The sequence below is a fragment of the Clostridium septicum genome, from assembly GCF_003606265.1.
Lineage (GTDB): Bacteria > Bacillota > Clostridia > Clostridiales > Clostridiaceae > Clostridium > Clostridium septicum.
Genome location: NZ_CP023671.1, coordinates 1427708 through 1444399 on the forward strand (window position 1 = coordinate 1427708; position 16692 = coordinate 1444399).

At 27.7% G+C, this 16692-nt stretch carries 12 protein-coding genes and 1 pseudogene; 1 reads left to right on the forward strand and 12 read right to left on the reverse strand.

Annotation, left to right across the window (positions count from 1 at the left end; translation table 11 throughout):
* Window positions 1-106: 106 nt before the first annotated feature.
* The 9 genes from CP523_RS06310 to CP523_RS16470 all read right to left on the reverse strand — a co-directional run bounded on the left by CP523_RS06310 (window position 107) and on the right by CP523_RS16470 (window position 10525).
* Window positions 107-1702, reverse strand: a complete 1596-nt coding sequence (locus tag CP523_RS06310; protein ID WP_066677758.1) for a sensor histidine kinase — start codon at window positions 1700-1702, stop codon at window positions 107-109.
* Complete coding sequence (locus tag CP523_RS06315; RefSeq protein WP_341404062.1) at window positions 1689-2399, reverse strand: response regulator transcription factor; 711 nt, start codon at window positions 2397-2399, stop codon at window positions 1689-1691. Before CP523_RS06315 ends, CP523_RS06310 begins: the two co-directional genes overlap by 14 nt.
* Window positions 2400-2678: 279 nt before the next feature.
* The gene (locus CP523_RS16620; RefSeq protein WP_120140706.1) at window positions 2679-3308 is read right to left on the reverse strand and encodes a DHHW family protein; all 630 of its coding nucleotides are present in this window, start codon (window positions 3306-3308) and stop codon (window positions 2679-2681) included.
* A gap of 86 nt (window positions 3309-3394) precedes the next feature.
* The gene (locus CP523_RS16345; RefSeq protein ID WP_227909554.1) at window positions 3395-3760 is read right to left on the reverse strand and encodes an MBOAT family O-acyltransferase; all 366 of its coding nucleotides are present in this window, start codon (window positions 3758-3760) and stop codon (window positions 3395-3397) included.
* A 74-nt stretch (window positions 3761-3834) separates the two neighbouring features.
* A complete protein-coding gene (locus CP523_RS16350; protein ID WP_243106784.1) occupies window positions 3835-4455 on the reverse strand; it encodes an MBOAT family O-acyltransferase in 621 nt (206 codons plus the stop codon).
* 50 nt (window positions 4456-4505) lie between these two features.
* Complete coding sequence (locus CP523_RS16355; protein WP_162925962.1) at window positions 4506-4658, reverse strand: hypothetical protein; 153 nt, start codon at window positions 4656-4658, stop codon at window positions 4506-4508.
* Window positions 4659-4684: 26 nt separating this feature from the next.
* Window positions 4685-4828 (reverse strand): SGNH/GDSL hydrolase family protein, encoded by a 144-nt coding sequence (locus CP523_RS15960; protein ID WP_162925963.1) that lies wholly within the window; start codon window positions 4826-4828, stop codon window positions 4685-4687.
* A gap of 51 nt (window positions 4829-4879) precedes the next feature.
* Window positions 4880-5443 carry an SGNH/GDSL hydrolase family protein gene (locus tag CP523_RS06330; RefSeq protein WP_120140707.1) on the reverse strand — a complete coding sequence of 188 codons (564 nt, stop codon included), beginning with the start codon at window positions 5441-5443 and terminating at the stop codon, window positions 4880-4882.
* Between the two features lie 411 nt (window positions 5444-5854).
* The gene (locus CP523_RS16470) at window positions 5855-10525 is read right to left on the reverse strand and encodes a S8 family serine peptidase (RefSeq protein ID WP_120140708.1); all 4671 of its coding nucleotides are present in this window, start codon (window positions 10523-10525) and stop codon (window positions 5855-5857) included.
* 480 nt (window positions 10526-11005) lie between these two features.
* Here CP523_RS16470 and CP523_RS06340 point away from each other — a divergent pair.
* Window positions 11006-12346, forward strand: a pseudogene (locus CP523_RS06340) (IS1182 family transposase); the annotation flags it as partial.
* 398 nt (window positions 12347-12744) lie between these two features.
* Here CP523_RS06340 and rlmD read toward each other — a convergent pair.
* From rlmD to pyk, 3 genes are all read right to left on the reverse strand, one after another.
* A complete protein-coding gene (gene rlmD, locus CP523_RS06345; RefSeq protein WP_066677798.1) occupies window positions 12745-14106 on the reverse strand; it encodes a 23S rRNA (uracil(1939)-C(5))-methyltransferase RlmD in 1362 nt (453 codons plus the stop codon).
* A 163-nt stretch (window positions 14107-14269) separates the two neighbouring features.
* The gene (locus CP523_RS06350) at window positions 14270-14632 is read right to left on the reverse strand and encodes a DUF1540 domain-containing protein (RefSeq protein ID WP_066677768.1); all 363 of its coding nucleotides are present in this window, start codon (window positions 14630-14632) and stop codon (window positions 14270-14272) included.
* Window positions 14633-15195: 563 nt separating this feature from the next.
* A complete protein-coding gene (pyk, locus tag CP523_RS06355) occupies window positions 15196-16614 on the reverse strand; it encodes a pyruvate kinase (protein WP_066677770.1) in 1419 nt (472 codons plus the stop codon).
* Window positions 16615-16692 lie beyond the last annotated feature (78 nt).

The window sequence follows — 16692 nt, forward strand, 5'->3', positions numbered from 1 at the left end:
ACCTTAAGATTTGTAAAGAAATCGACTTTATCCTTTATTTAACCTTAAGATTCGTAAAGAAAACATCCTCTCTCTTTAATCTGAATAAGTTCTTTTAACCTTTTTATTAAATTTTAGGAAGAGTAATAAGAAATTGTGTCTTATATGGTAAAATTGGATTCTGAACAAGACAAATCTTACCACCATGCTTTTCTACTATTTCTCTTGCAATTGCAAGTCCTAATCCAGTACCTTGTTTACTTGACCTTGATTCATCTCCAATAACAAATGGATTAAACAATGTTTTAGCAATTTCCTCACTTATTCCAAATCCATTATCACCTAACATAATTTGAACATTATTTACCTCATTGCATAGAGAAAAATATAAGGACGTTCCTGGTGGATTATATTTTATTGAATTTCCTATAATATTATCTATTACTCGTTTCATATGTGATGGGTCAAATTTATAATATATTGAATTATCAGGAATATCTACCTCAAGAATATATCCAGCAAATTCAAGCTCTTGATATTTATCAGCTAACAGCTCTTTGCAAAATTCACAGATATCCTCTTCCTGAATCTTTAATGAAAAATCAGGATGTTCTAGCTTACTGTATTCGCTAAAAGTATCTATTAACTCTGAAAGTGTCTCTGCCTTTTTACATATAGTGTTTAAATATCTTTCACGTTCATTTTCTGGTACTAGCCCATCTCTAACAGCTCTTGAGTATCCTTGAATAACAGTAATTGGTGTTTTTAAATCATGAGATATATCTGCAAGCATCTTTTGTCTACATTTATCAAGCCTCTCTCTTTCTGTTTCACTTTCATCAAGTCTTTCAGCAAGAGCACTAAAATTATCTGCTATCTCCACAAACTCATTTGGACCTGAATAATCTTGAAGATACGTGTTTTTTTTATTCATATATTCAAGAATTGCTGTATTAAGAGGATCTAATAAACCTTTTGTTCTTTTACTTAACCAAATCATAGACAATATTATCATCAAAATATATGCAAGAATAAATGATATCCAACTGCTTGCCCAAATTAAAATAAGCTGATCATATTTTTTATAATCCATTGATTTCACCATAAAAACTGCATAACGTAACTCTCCTGACTCAGTTCTAAACTTCATCTTCCTAACATCAAAATTATTATATTTCCCCATATAAATTTGTAATTTTTTTTCTGTAAATATTTTTCCACGTGGAAATAAATTCCCCTCTGTTACATATAAATTTTCATCAATCACTCCATAAGCATTAGAATAGGAATCTCTAGGTACAACATCATCAAAACGCATGATTAATCTCTTTATTCCTCCTGCAGTTTGATATTGAGATACAGAATAAAAATGTTCATCTTCTATATTTCGAATACAATCTAATTCATCTAATGAAAAAGTAAAAAACTTATTTTTAGCAGTAGAATATATTTTCTTTCCTTTTTCATTAAATACAGTCATTTCAAAGTTTTTTCCAAGATATTTGTAAAGTGGAATATTATTATAATGCTCCTTTTGGAAATTTTTAATTTCCTTTGTTAATTTCATAAATTTAGGTTCATAATATAAATTCGTAGTGTACAATGTGGTCATACCATAAAGCAAGGCTGCTACAGCTAAAAATGCTACTATAAATATAATTTGATTTTTAGCAAGTAGCGAAAAAAAACTACCAGTTTTTCGTTTTTTATTACGGATTCTCAAATTTATATCCCAAGCCTCTTATAGTCTTAATATACCTAGGATTTTTTGGATCATCCTCTAATTTCTCTCGTAACTTTGATATATGCACCATCATCGTATTGTCATCACTTTCAAAAAATTCTCCACAAACACTTTGATAAATTTGTGTCTTCGTAAAAACTCTCCCTGGTGATTTCATTAATTTAACAAGAATTTTAAATTCCATTGGAGCAAGATTGACTGGATGTCCATTCTTTTCGACCTTAAATGACTCAATATCTATGCAGATTTCACCTAATGAAACCTTAGAATTTTTCTTTATATCTAAATTATTGCTTCCAAGCTGATAAAAACGACGTAAATTAGAATTTATTCGTGCAATTATTTCTATTGGACTGAATGGCTTTGTCATATAATCATCTGCCCCTATATTAAGCCCAAGAATTTTATCATATTCCTGATTTTTTGCAGATAAAATAATTATAGGAATATTACTATGCTTTCTAATTTCTTCAGTTACATTATACCCATTCATACCAGGCATCATTACATCAATGACAGCTAAATCAATTTTTTGATTTTCTGTAATCTCAAGTGCATCTATACCGTTATCAACAGATACAACATTATATCCTTCACCTGATAGATAAAGTCTCAATAATTCGACAATATCAGGATCATCTTCTGCAATCAATATAGTATAAGCCATATTTATCATCCTTTCTTCTATAGCATAATTATTATAACATTTATTGACAAGTCTTTATATTTATTTAATATAAAGATTTCTTAATAAATACATATTATAGCAAATATTAATCCTAATTATTTAAATCTGTATTTATATAAGTAAAATTTAAATCAATTTATAAAATCCACTTTAATTTTATTACTTAAAAAAATATATAAATTAACGTTTAAAATTACTTACTTTTCATAATTATACCTATTTCCACTTTACATAATAATGGTGTTGTAAAAGAATGTAAAATAGGTTTTAGTTGGACAACATTATTCTTTGGTTTCTTTCCTGAAAATCCATGTTTTTTGCTACTTCTAAAAAAGCATAGTAAGCTCCTAATGTTGTCCAATGATGATCTGTTTTGTAATATATGTACTTATCTTTATGATTTTCTAGTGTCTTATAGGAATCTATAAAATTCATTTTTTCGTTTAACTTATTTTTAAAATCATCAATATAATTTCTTTCACTTATTTTAGGCGCAAATACAGGAATTTTATCATTTAATATCTCTATAGCATTTGGTACTATAGTTATATATTGATTAATACTTTCATATTTTCTAGAAAATTTATTTATAGAGTTAAGAGTTCTTTCTACCCTATTATGATTAGGTTCTTCAAACTCCTCAAGTAGATAATTATCTTTGCCTAAGTAAACTCCTTTAAATTTGTTTCTTCCTAATATTCTATCAGAATTTGTTTTTATACTTATCCATAAATCTCTATTTATAAATTGATCTGTCTTATACCTTTCATATTTTTTAGAAAAACTTCCATTTACTAATCTTTCAATTGTAAATTTAGGTTTTTTAGATAATACTCTATTTTCAGATTCTGAAATTTTTGCATCTCCCTTTAATATATTTAAAACTACTATAACAATTAAAAACTAAGATAAGCATTAAGTAGTAGTATAGTTTATTTTTATATTTCTTATTAATAGCCATACATTTCTCTCCTTCAACTCCTTTAAAATCTAAAGTATAAGAAATGATTATAGCTTTGACTTATTAAATATGCTACTGATACTATTATTACTACAAAATCAATAAACACAGCTGTTATTAATCCTTTAGTTTGTCCTCTTTTTACTATATTATTAAAAATTCTACTTATTATAGGTGTTGAACATAAACATAATATTATAAATAAAATTAAATTTGTATATAAATAGTATAATCCTGTTGTATCTATTACTGGATTTCCTGACATACCAAACATTACACTTATATATTTTAATGCTTGTCTTAAATTTTCACTTCCAAAAAGAACCCAACCAGTCATAACTAAAACCATGGTATAAATATATCTTACAATTCTTGGAGCCCTTTTCAAAAATTCTTTTAATATATTCTTTTCTATTAGTAGTATTACTCCATAATATATACCCCAAACTTACCACTACAATTTCATTCATTATATATATATCGCTGTATTGCTCCATAATATATACCCCAAACTATAAAATTCCAACTTGCACCATGCCATAATCCTGTTAACATCCAAACTACAAATATATTTCTTATGCATTTTAATTTGCTTACCCTATTTCCTCCTAATGGTATGTAGACATATTCTCTAAACCATGAACCTAAAGATATATGCCAACGTCTCCAAAACTCAGATACACTAGATGATATATATGGATAATTAAAATTTTCTATAAAATCAAATCCAAACATTTTCCCAAGGCCTATAGCCATATCAGAATATCCACTAAAATCAAAATATATCTGAAATGTGTAGGCTATTATTCCTATCCAAGAAGTCAATACTGATAACTTATCTATATTTATAGATTGAATAGCTACCCATGTTCCCCCTATATTATTAGCTAGCAAAACCTTCTTACACAGTCCTTTTGTAAACCTTTCCACTCCCAGACCAAATTTATAAACACATTCATGTCTATTATTAATCTGATTTTTTATATCTTTGTATCTTACAATAGGTCCTGCAACTAATTGTGGAAACATAGTTACATATAGTGCAAATGAATTTAAACTTTTCTGCTCCTTAATCTTACCCAAATACACATCTATAACATACGATAATGTCTGAAATGTATAAAATGATATACCTAATGGTATAGGCAACTCACTATATTCAAATTATTTATTATACTAGATTCAATATCCTCTACAGATACATCTACCTTTTTAACACATCCTATAGTAAAAACTATACTATTAACTAATACAACTATAAGTGTCTTCTTACTACTTTTCCTCATTCTATTATTTCCCCCAACTAATTCTATCAATTTGATTTATCTGACAGTTCTTTTAACCATAATGGATAAAAATCTTGTATTAGATGAATTCCATCTGGCTCATAAAATTTTGAATTTTCAATTACTATGTCCCTAGTTTCTATAAAAGTTAGCCCTAATCTATTACACATTTCTTTTAATGCATCATTAAATTCCTCTACTTTACTATATACACTCTTTTTCTATATAACCTTCTGCTGAACCGGCAAAATATCACTTACATATATTTTACTTTTAGGAGATTTCACTTTTAAATTTTCTATTAATTTTTCATAGTTTTGTATAAAACTATAAACGTTACCTCCAAAGTACTCCATATCATTCATTCCATAAGTCATAAATATTTTTCTTGGGTGTAGGTTCTCTAATATATCTATATCATTAATTGCAATATCTGTATTTCTACCTTTATATGCTATAACTGAAGATTTATTTAATATGCCATACTCTACTAAAACCTCTGCCCTTAAATCTCCCATTATCACATAATTTTCAAATACTTTTTTAAAATCTTTATCTTTTACGTCCTTAATTTCATCAATGCTATTTATTTTATTTTCAACTTCTATTACATCCTTAGATTCAAGCTCTTTAATGAATTTTACTACCTCTTCTATTTGTTTTAAATTTTCCTCTCTAGCTATATTTTTATAACTTATGTAACCTTTAATTATTAAAAATATACTTATTAAAAATATCATCGTATATATAATTTTTATTCCATTCCTATTTAATTTTCTAATCATCTTCTAATCCCAGCCTTCTAATCACACCTTTATAATAAATTTAGTCTATATATAAAATCCCCTTTATTCTAACTATAAATTAATTACAACATTATCCACAAATAAATTATAACACTAAGGTTTTTTATAAGATTTTACAATGTAATTACAAGCACATTACAATACTGTCATTTTTATTACTTAATAATATTTTCTTTAGCTTTTTCATTACCTTTCTATATTTCTTCATTGAAAAATCTTGTTATGAAATAATAGCCATCAGAACCTACTCAAATAAATAAAAATATAAAAAAATCACTTACTATATAATATAAAGTAAGTGATTTTTTATTTATAAACTCAATAGATATTTTCAATAGATTTATTAACTTAAAATATGGCTAATTATTATAACAGTCTATTTAATATCTGTTAATTATCTTTATTTTTTCTTTTCGATAATTTAACTCCTGCACTAGTTATAATTATACCTAATAAACCTAACACTGAAGACCCTATTACTCTACCTGTATTAGGTAAGAATAACTTATTTTTTTGAGCCTTAATTTTTTCTCCTTTGAGTTTTTCTTTTTTATTATTTGCTTTTATTTCTTCTGGTGTATCTGATAAAGTTTTTATCTTATTAACTACCATTTCAGTTGGCTCATTATATTTATTATTATTTTTATTTTCTGAATCTAATTCATTTTTACTTAATCTGGTAATTGTGAAGTTTATATTCTTTTCTGAATGGTTTCCAGCTTTATCTACAGCTGTTAATATCAAGTTATACTCACCATCTTTATCTATTGCAGATATTCCATCATATTTTTCTCCATTTAAAATATAGTTTACTATTGCAACTTTATCATCAACATCTATTACTGGATTAACTGACTGATTATAGACTTTTCCATCTTCAACCCCACTTACTAAAAACTCTACTGGAGTTATATCTATTCCAAAGTTAATTTCACTTTCAGAAATATTACCAGCCTTATCTGTAGCTAACACTTTTAAATTATAGGTTCCTTCTTCTTTTATAGGAGTTTCTCCATCATAATCCTTACCATTTAAAGTATATTTTATTGTTGCTACTTCTTCACTACTATTTATTTCTGGTTTTAATTCTTTGTTATATAATTTATCATTCTCTAAATTAGTAAATATTATATTTAATGGTGTTTTATCTATTTCAAAATTAACTTCCTTCTCTAACTTATTTCCTGCTTTATCTAAAATATTTATTTTTAGTGTATGCTTTCCTTCACTTGAAATAGGTGATTTCCCATTATATTCTTCTCCATCTAATAAGTAAGTTACTTTAACATCCTTATCAGAGGTTACTTTCGGAAGTATATCTTTATTATATAATCCATCATCTGTTATTCCATCCACAACTATTTTAGGTAGATCTTTATCTACCTTAACCTTAAATTTTTTAATAGTTTCATGTCCTAATAAATCAACTGCCTTTAATGATATAAATTCTCCATCTTTTACTGGTATTTCATAATTAAACTCTCTTCTTGTATTATCATTTCCTATCTCTTCGCCATTTATAACATCTATTTCCATAACATCATTTTTATAAAACTTATATCCTATTGTATTATCTTCTACAGTACCTTTTACTAAAATACTATCCTGATTAGTTATAACAATACCATCTGATTCTATTTCTGGTGATGACAAATTAATATTAGGGGATGTTACATCACAAAATATCTTTGTAGCATAATTATATAACTCATTTCCGTTATCATCTTTAGCATAAATATTTATCTTATTATATCCTTCATTTAAATTAATTTTATGTGCAAAAGTTCCATCTTCATTTATCTGTACTTTTTCTCCATTTAATTTAAATTCCTTTACTGTACCTAAAACTGTTCCTTTTACTACATATTCTTTTACATTACTAATTTCTAATGAACTTTTTTCAAAGTTATCTTCAAAATTTATTCTAGCCTTAGAAGATTCTACTTTTACATTTTTTGATGCTTCCCCTACATTAAAAGCTGTATCATTCATAGCCACTTTAATATTGTTTACAAAGTTAGCTTTTAACTTCACATTACAACTATATATTCCATCATTTTCTTCAACATCAGCTTGTACATCTTTACCGTTAATATTTATATTTACTATTCCTGGAATAATAGCTACATTATCAGAAACTTCCCACTGTAGCTTATAATCTACTTCCTTTAAATCGTCATTTGTTAATATCTTCTCTTCTGAAAGTAAATTAATTGTTGGAGCTGTAACATCTACCTTTACTGGTACAATCAAACTCTGATATTGTGCATTATCATAATCAACTTTTGACTTTATATTTAAATAATATTGTCCCTCTTTAACAGCCTCTTTTTTGCCTGTAGCTGGATTATATAGCTTTCCATCCCAACTTAAATTATTAAATAAATTTGGTGTTTTTCCACTTCCACTTGGTTCACTATACTCTTCCTTTCTTGTATAATTTTCACGTCCGATTACTCCAAGTGATTTCTTGTTTTCATCTAATAAATCAACCTCTGTTACTCTTGAATTTCTTAGATAGTATAAATATGGTGCTATAATATCTCCATTTCCATCATCATTAGGTGATATTGCTATATTTTCAGGATTAATTTGTAGTTTTCCATTTGAATCCCTCTCACTTAATCCAAGCTTATATCCAATCTTACCATTTAAGTTTGTTAATACTCCAGATGGTACTATAAATTTTTGATTATCTTTATCCCAATCCATAGCCTCTATTATTTGTTCCTTTCCCCATTCACCATAGTATCCTATGAAAGGTACAGATAAAGAAGGTTTATCCTTGCTTGTAAATTTTATAAATCCTTCTATAAATCTATCTTCAGAAACAGACTTAGGTATTGTCAAATTAACCTTAACACTTGTCTCCCCATTTGCAGGTACCACAATATTATTTTTATCAAAAGTAACCTTGGCACCTTCTATCTTTATATCATGAGACATTGTTCTTAAATCCTCACTTGTTTCTGTTAAAACTCCACCAAAATTTTCAACCTTGTATTCTATTGGCTCATTATCGTAATTTCTTAATTTTAAAGTAAATTCTTTTTCATTTCCTATTTGCTTTAATGCAACGGTAGGATTATTATGTTCATCCGTTACAACCACTTTATTTTTTAGAGCTTCCTCTATTTGCATTACTCCAGCACCTTGTCTTCTTGGTGAATAAGGTATTTCATCATTGTACTTGTCCATTATTATTTGCGAAGTACTTATTGATGTATTTTTAGCTAATTCTACTAAATCTCTTCCCTTAAGATTTGGATTTTCTTTTTTAAGTCCTTCAACTATTAAAGCTTCACCACCAGCAACATGAGGTGATGCCATTGATGTTCCTGTTTTTATTCCATATCTGCTATCATTTAATGTTGAATATATATTTCCTCCTGGAGCTGATATTTGTGGTTTAAAATCTAAACTAGGAGTTGGTCCCCATGATGAAGATTCAACAAAATCACCAGCCTCACTACTTTCAACTAGAATTTTATTATTTGTAAAATTTGCTTTTATATCTTTATTAATTAATTTCATTAATCTTTTACCATCTGAATTTCTTATAAATACTGATGGTATTTTCACCATAGGACTAGTAGACATACTTACAAAACCTTCTTGTCCATCTTCATTGTATATTATAACCCCTGATGCCCCTGCTGATTGTGCATTTATGGTCTTATCTACAAAAGAAATACTCCCTCTTTTTATTAAAGCTATCTTTCCTTTTAAATCTTTTCCGCTAAAATCATTTTCATTCCCTAGTCCACAATCAACTATTTCATATTCTTCTGATGTATTAACGTTATTTTTCTCATCTGATATCATAAAAGGAATATTATAAGTTTCATCTTTACTTGTAATTTTTATTGATGTTAATGGCATTTTATTATTTTGATAATTCGCTACTGTAAGTGCATCCTTAGCTGTACCTGGCGCTCCAACTAATCCAGTATCTTTAATATCTGGAACTTTATATGGTGCTGTTGAATATTGAGAATTCCCAGCTGCAACAACAACTACAATCCCTGCATCTACAGCCTTCTTAACAGCTATCTGCTCTGGATCATTTTCTTGTTGAAATCCTGCTGAAGAGCCTAAGCTCATATTAATAATATCTGCACCTTGATTGACAGACTCTTCAATAGCTGCCACTATATCGTCTTCTGAAGCCCCATTTCTATTTGGATTATTTGAAAAAACTTTCATAGCTAATAACTGAGCTTCTGGTGCTACCCCTTTTATTGCTTCATTCTTATCAACTTCCTCATCATTTCCATTAGCTGCTACAATTCCAGCAACATGCATTCCATGCATACTAACTTTAGGATGGGTATCTATTATATTGTCATTATCATCAGCAAAATTATATCCATAGGGTATCTTTTCTGTATAATATTTGCCTGGTCCTTCTTTAACATTTTCCTCTTTTAGTTTAATATTTGAATGATCTGATATTTTCATATCTTTGTGATTAGGATCTATTCCAGAGTCTATTATTGAAACAACCATTCCCTCTCCTTTTAATCCTAAATCACTCCAAACATTTTTTGCTTGTGTTAATTCCTTTGCTGATGTCATAGCTGGGTAATATTTCTTAACAACCTTTACTCTTTTTACACCATCAAGTTTCTTTAATTCTTCTATGTCTTTCATCTTTGTGTCAATACTAAAACCATTTATTAATGTACCAAAACTCTCATTAACTTGTTCACCCGTAATTTCCTCTGCTTCTTTTTTAACATCCTTCTGATTTTCTTTAACTTCTTGAACATTCTCTTTTGATGGTCTTTTTTCCCCCTGTTCTTTAGCTTTCTCTATTGCTGCTGGTTCTTCAAGTTCTACTATAACTCTAACCACCTCATAAGGATTCTCATACTTAAAATAAAGATCATCCCTTGCAACCTTATCTAAATTTTTAATGGTTACTTTGTTTAAGCTTTTTTCAAGCTCATCCGCTAGTACAGTATTATAAGAATTATTGGGCATCATAACTGTTAAAATAACTAAAGCACTCAAAGTGGATGATAAGTATCTTCTACTTTGTTTTCCTATTTTTTTCATTAAAAATTCCCCCTTTATTACCATCTTCTTATTTTCACCACTTAAATTAAAATATAATTCCTTTAATTTAAGTTTTTATTATATAAATTTATTAACTTAAGATATATTTAGTTGCCCCCCTAAACTCTTAAACTAATAAAATTAACCCAGTTTTATCATGTTAAAAAATTTAATATTTTCTATTTTTTGTATATTTTAAATATTATTAATAAATTATACATTATTTTGATTTAAATTTCAAAATTTTTTTCATATAAATTTCATATTTTTTTCACATAAACTTAGTTTTTCCATATTAAGGTTTTATAAATATTTTTAATATCAATATTTAAAATTATGAATAAAAAAAATAGACATTAAAATTATAAATTTAATGTCTATTTTTATCAGACTGCTGACAAAGTGTCAGCAGTCTTTAATTTTATACAAATATGTAATATAATTTAAAATATATTAATTTATTACATAGGGGTTTTGGTGATGATAAACGAAAGAAGACAAGCGCAAAATGAAATGGAAGTGGTTATGCTAGAACAATTAGTTCCGAAAGACCATTTATTAAGAAAAATTGATAAATACATAGATTTTTCATTTATTAGAGAGTTAACTAATGATTTGTATTGCCATACAAATGGTCGACCAGCTGTTGATCCAGTAGTACTATTTAAAATGTTATTTATAGGATATCTTTATGGCATCCGCTCCGAAAGGCAACTAGTTAAAGACATAGAAGTAAACTTAGCATATAGATGGTTTTTAGGTTATTCAATTACTGAAAAAATTCCAGATTCATCTACAATAAGTCAAAATAGAATTAGAAGATTTAAAGGTACTGATATTCCACAAAAAATATTTGATAATATAGTTCTTCAAGCTATGGAAAAAGGATTAGTTGGTGGTAAGATTCTTTACTCTGATTCAACACATATAAAAGCTAATGCTAATAAGCGTAAGTTTGAAAAAATTGAAGTACAAGTAACACCTAAAGAGTATATAGAACAACTAGATATTGATGTGAATTTAGATAGAGAAAATCATAATAAAAAACCTTTAAAACCAAGAAAAGAAAAAGAAGAAACAAAGCAAATTAAGAAAAGTACTACAGATCCTGATAGTGGATATATGATGAGAGATAATAAACCAGAAGGATTCTTTTATTTAGATCATAGAACTGTAGATAGTAAAAATAATATTATTATGGATGTACATGTTACCCCTGGTAATGTCAGCGATAGCGAGCCAATACTAAATAGAATAGATAGAATTAAAGAAGTATTTAGTATAAAGCCAAAATATCTTGGTTTAGATGCAGGATATTCAAGTAATCCTATTTTCAAGGGGATTGTAGATAGAGATATAACACCAGTAGTTGCATATAGACGTTCTCCTCATAAAAAAGGAATGTATACTAAGAATAAATATATTTATGACTATGATAAAGATATCTATATTTGCCCCAATAATGTTGCGTTAATATATAAAACTACGACTCGCGAAGGCTATAGAGAATATAGATGTTTTGAAGAAATTTGTATGTATTGCCCTCATAAAGATAAGTGTCTTGGAGAAAAAGCTAAATATAAAACAATTAGACGACATGTTTGGGAAAATCATAAAGATGATAATAAGAACTTTCTTAAAACTGAAAAAGGAAAGGGAATTTACAATAGAAGAAAAGAAACAGTTGAGCGAAGCTTCGCAGATTCAAAAAATTTGCATGGGCTTCGCTATGCTCGCTTCCGCGGACGCGAAAAAGTATCCGAGCAATGCCTACTAACTGCAGCAGTGCAGAATATGAAAAAGATAGCAACAAGACTATCTTTGCTACTTTTAGATTTTATTCGTATTATTTTGGATGATATTTTAAATATAAGTTTTATTCATAATTAATAATAGAAAAACCCTCTGTTTTTTAACAGAGGTTTTTCAACAAACTGAAAAAATAGACATTAAAATTATAAATTTAATGTCTATTTTTATATATTTTTTATTTTATTGTATCTATAATACTTATGTTTTTAACATAATATTTCTATTGCTAAACTACGATTTTAGTCTTATATCAATATCTTGGACATAAAAAATCAAACTTTTTATGTTGTATTTTCAGCTAATAATTCACATTTATTTGGAGTCATATAATTAATAGATGAGCGTAGACTTTTTGTTATACTACAATAATTAATCTATATTTAATTAACATTAAGTAAATATATCATTTATCTAGTTAGTACGCACACACATTCCACATGACTTGTATGTGGGAACATATCTACTGGCTGAACAAATTCTGTTTTAAAACCTTGTTCTTCTAGTATTTTTAAATCCCTTGCTAATGTACTTGGATCACATGATACGTATACCATTCTTTGTGGTTTTGCTTTCCCTATAGCTTCTAGTAATTTTATATCGCAACCTTTTCTTGGGGGATCTACTACTATTACTTCTGGTTTTATTCCTTTTGATATAAGTTCTGGAATTACTTCTTCTGACTTACCTACAAAGAATTCAGCATTTCCTACTGAGTTAAGCTTAGCATTTTCTCTAGCATTTACTATTGCTGGTTCTACAATTTCAACTCCATATACTTTTTTAGCCTTTTGAGATAAAAATAATGTTATTGTACCTGTACCACAATATGCATCAAATACTATTTCATCACCTGTTAAACCTGCATATTCTAAAGCTTTTCCATATAGTACTTCTGTTTGAACAGGGTTAACTTGAAAGAATGATAATGGTGATATATTAAACTTAAAATCTCCTATATAATCTGTAATTACATCATTTCCCCATAATGTTACACACTTTTCCCCTAGTATAACATTAGTTTCTTTTGGATTAACGTTTTGAACTATACTCTTTATTCCATTTATATTTTCACTTATTAATTTTACAAATTCATTAATATATGGAACCTTATCTTTTAAAGTGACTAAAACAACCATTACTTCATTGGTTTTAAAACCTCTTCGAATCATTATATGTCTAAGTAATCCTTTTGGATTAAATTTACCATCTATAGTAGCAGGAGATATTTCATAATCTTCTATCCATTTTCTAGTTAAATCTACAACTTTATCTGCTATTTCATCTTGAATTAGACAAGTTTCTAAATCTATTATATTATGGCTTCTTGGAGCATAAAATCCTATAGAAAGTTTTCCATTAACTAAGCCAATTGGCAGTTGAACTTTATTTCTATATCTTATAGGATTTTCCATTCCTAATGGATATTTAACTAATTCCTTAGATAATCCCCCTATTTTATGTACACAATCTTTAACTCTATCCCATTTAAAGTCTAATTGTCTTGTATAATCCATATGTTGAACAGAGCAACCACCACACCTTTTATAATAATTGCATTTTGGTTTAACTCTGTCATTAGAAGTTTCTAAAACCTCTAATAATTTACCATATGCAAAGTTCTTTTTAACTTTAACAATTAAAGCCCTAACTTTTTCTCCAGTTATTGCTCCTTCTATGAAAATTGGGTATCCATCTACTTTTGCAATTCCTTCTCCTTCATATCCTTGTGAAATTATATCTAAAGTATATTCTTTATTTTTCTCTAGCAAAATAATCACCTAACTCTTCCTTATTATTTACCGTAATTCGTAATTACGATTATAACATAACACTAAATAAATTCGAAAGAAATTTTAGTATAATTCAACACCTATGGTAATATATTAATATTACTATTTTAAATCCTGTTAATATTTATAAACTCTAAATGACTTAATATCCTTCTATAAATGTCTCACAATTAGTTTCATCTAAAGTTCTAGCTCTAGAGCCAGATACCAAGACATTCTCAGCCTTACATAATCCATTAGTATTATGATAACAATTTGAAGCATCACAATATATCTCTTTTCTTAATCCTTGAGTATTATCGGAAAAAATTTGTTTTACCCCATTAAATATACCTATATTATTTAAAGTATTAAAAGTATTTTTAATACTTCCTTCTTTAAAAGTATTACAACAAGTTTCATTACTACTATGAGCATATTTTCCTGATACATTTATATAATCAGCATTACAGATTCCTGAATGGTTATATTTACACTTTGATGATTTACAATTCAAATTTGACATAGCAATTCACCATCCTTTATCCTTTTCTAAGTATTATTTTCTTAATTGCCACAATTTATACAAATATATCAAAGTTTTCTTATTATATAAGATAAATTTGATTTTAGGTAAAAAAAAAGCACCCTAAGGTGCACATACAGAATTGATTGCCATTTAATTCCATATTAATAGTATATCTATTTCTTTCGATACTATACATTATATCCTAAAAATAAGAAATATAAATGTTAATTTTTTGTTAACTTTTCTTATTTTTACGATTTTTATACTATTTTTATACTATTTTTATATCCTTTTTATACTTTTTTCATTTTAATTGATAATATTTATCAATTAAAATTTAACCCTTAATTTAGAAAATTTAATAATTAGTAATAACTAACACTTTATCGTTTAAATATTATAAACCTTAAGCTTTGTAAATAAATCCTAACTCGTAAATTTTGTATTTTACAAGGTATTAAATTTATCTACAAAGTTAAAAAATATAATTTCTTAATTTTATTTTTTATACTTTTTTTACGTAAAAAAAGAAGCCCTAGGGCTTCTTTATTAATAACATATTATTCTACTATGCTTATCTTTAATAGGTTAGTAGATCCTACAGTGTGAACTGGAACTCCAGCAGCTACTACTACAGTATCTCCAGCAGCAACATATCCGTTTTCCTTAGCTATTTCAACTGATCTTTCCATCATGTGATCTGTTGATTGCATTTTTTCTCCAACTATTGGGTTAACTCCGAAACAGATAGCTAATTTCTTAGCAACTTTTTCATCTGGAGTTACAGCAACTATTGGACAATCTGGTCTACATTGAGATAATCTCTTTGCAGTTGCTCCACTTTGAGTTGATGAAATTATAGCTGAAGCTTTTAATTCGCTAGCAGCGTTTGCAGCAGCTCTTGAAATAACTCCACCGATAGCTGGTATATGAGACTTAGCATTTGAAACTGCAACTTTGTAGCTTAATTGCTTTTCTGCTTCTGCAGCAATCTTAGCCATAGTTTCTACAGCTTCTACTGGCCAATCTCCGTTTGCTGATTCTCCTGATAACATTATTGCATCTGTACCATCATAGATAGCGTTAGCTACGTCTGAAACTTCTGCTCTTGTTGGTCTTGGATTTCTAATCATTGAATCTAACATTTGAGTTGCAGTTACAACTGGCTTTCCTGCTATGTTACATTTTTCAATTATCATCTTTTGAACAGCTGGTAATTTTTCCATTGGAATTTCAACACCTAGATCTCCTCTAGCTACCATTATTCCATCTGAAGCTTCAATTATTGAATCTATATTATCAACACCTTCTTGGTTTTCTATCTTTGATAATATTTGAATGTGTTCTCCACCGTTTTCTGCTAATATCTTTCTTATAGTTTCAACGTCTGAAGCTTTTCTTATGAATGATGCAGCAACTAAGTTAACACCAATTTCACAACCAAATTTAAGATCTGCTATATCTTTTTCAGTTAAAGCTGGTAATTTTATTGAAACTCCTGGTACATTAACTCCCTTATGAGTTCCTACAAATCCAGTGTTTTTAACAACACAGTGGATTTTATTTCCTTCTATTGACTTAACTTCTAATCCTACTAAACCATCATCTATTAAGATTACATTTCCTGGTTTAACATCGTTAGCTAATCCTTCATATGTTACTGAACATTTAGTTGCATCTCCTATAACATCTCCACCAGCATAAACTGTAAATTCTGCACCTGCTTGTAATTCTATTTTTTTAGGTTCGAATTTTCCAGTTCTTATTTCTGGTCCTTTAGTATCTAGCATTACAGCTATTTCTCTGTTATATTTCTTAGCTAATTCTTTTACTAAAAGAATTCTTGCCTTATGTTCTTCATGATCTCCATGTGAAAAGTTATGTCTTGAAGCGTTCATTCCTGCTTCAATTATCTTTGATAATATTTCTGGTTTTTCACTAGCTGGACCTATTGTACAGATCATTTTAGTTTTTCTCATGTAATACACTCCTTTGGTTGTTTAAATATAATTTATAAAAATTTTATTACTTGCTGTATAAAATTGCTACTAATTAGT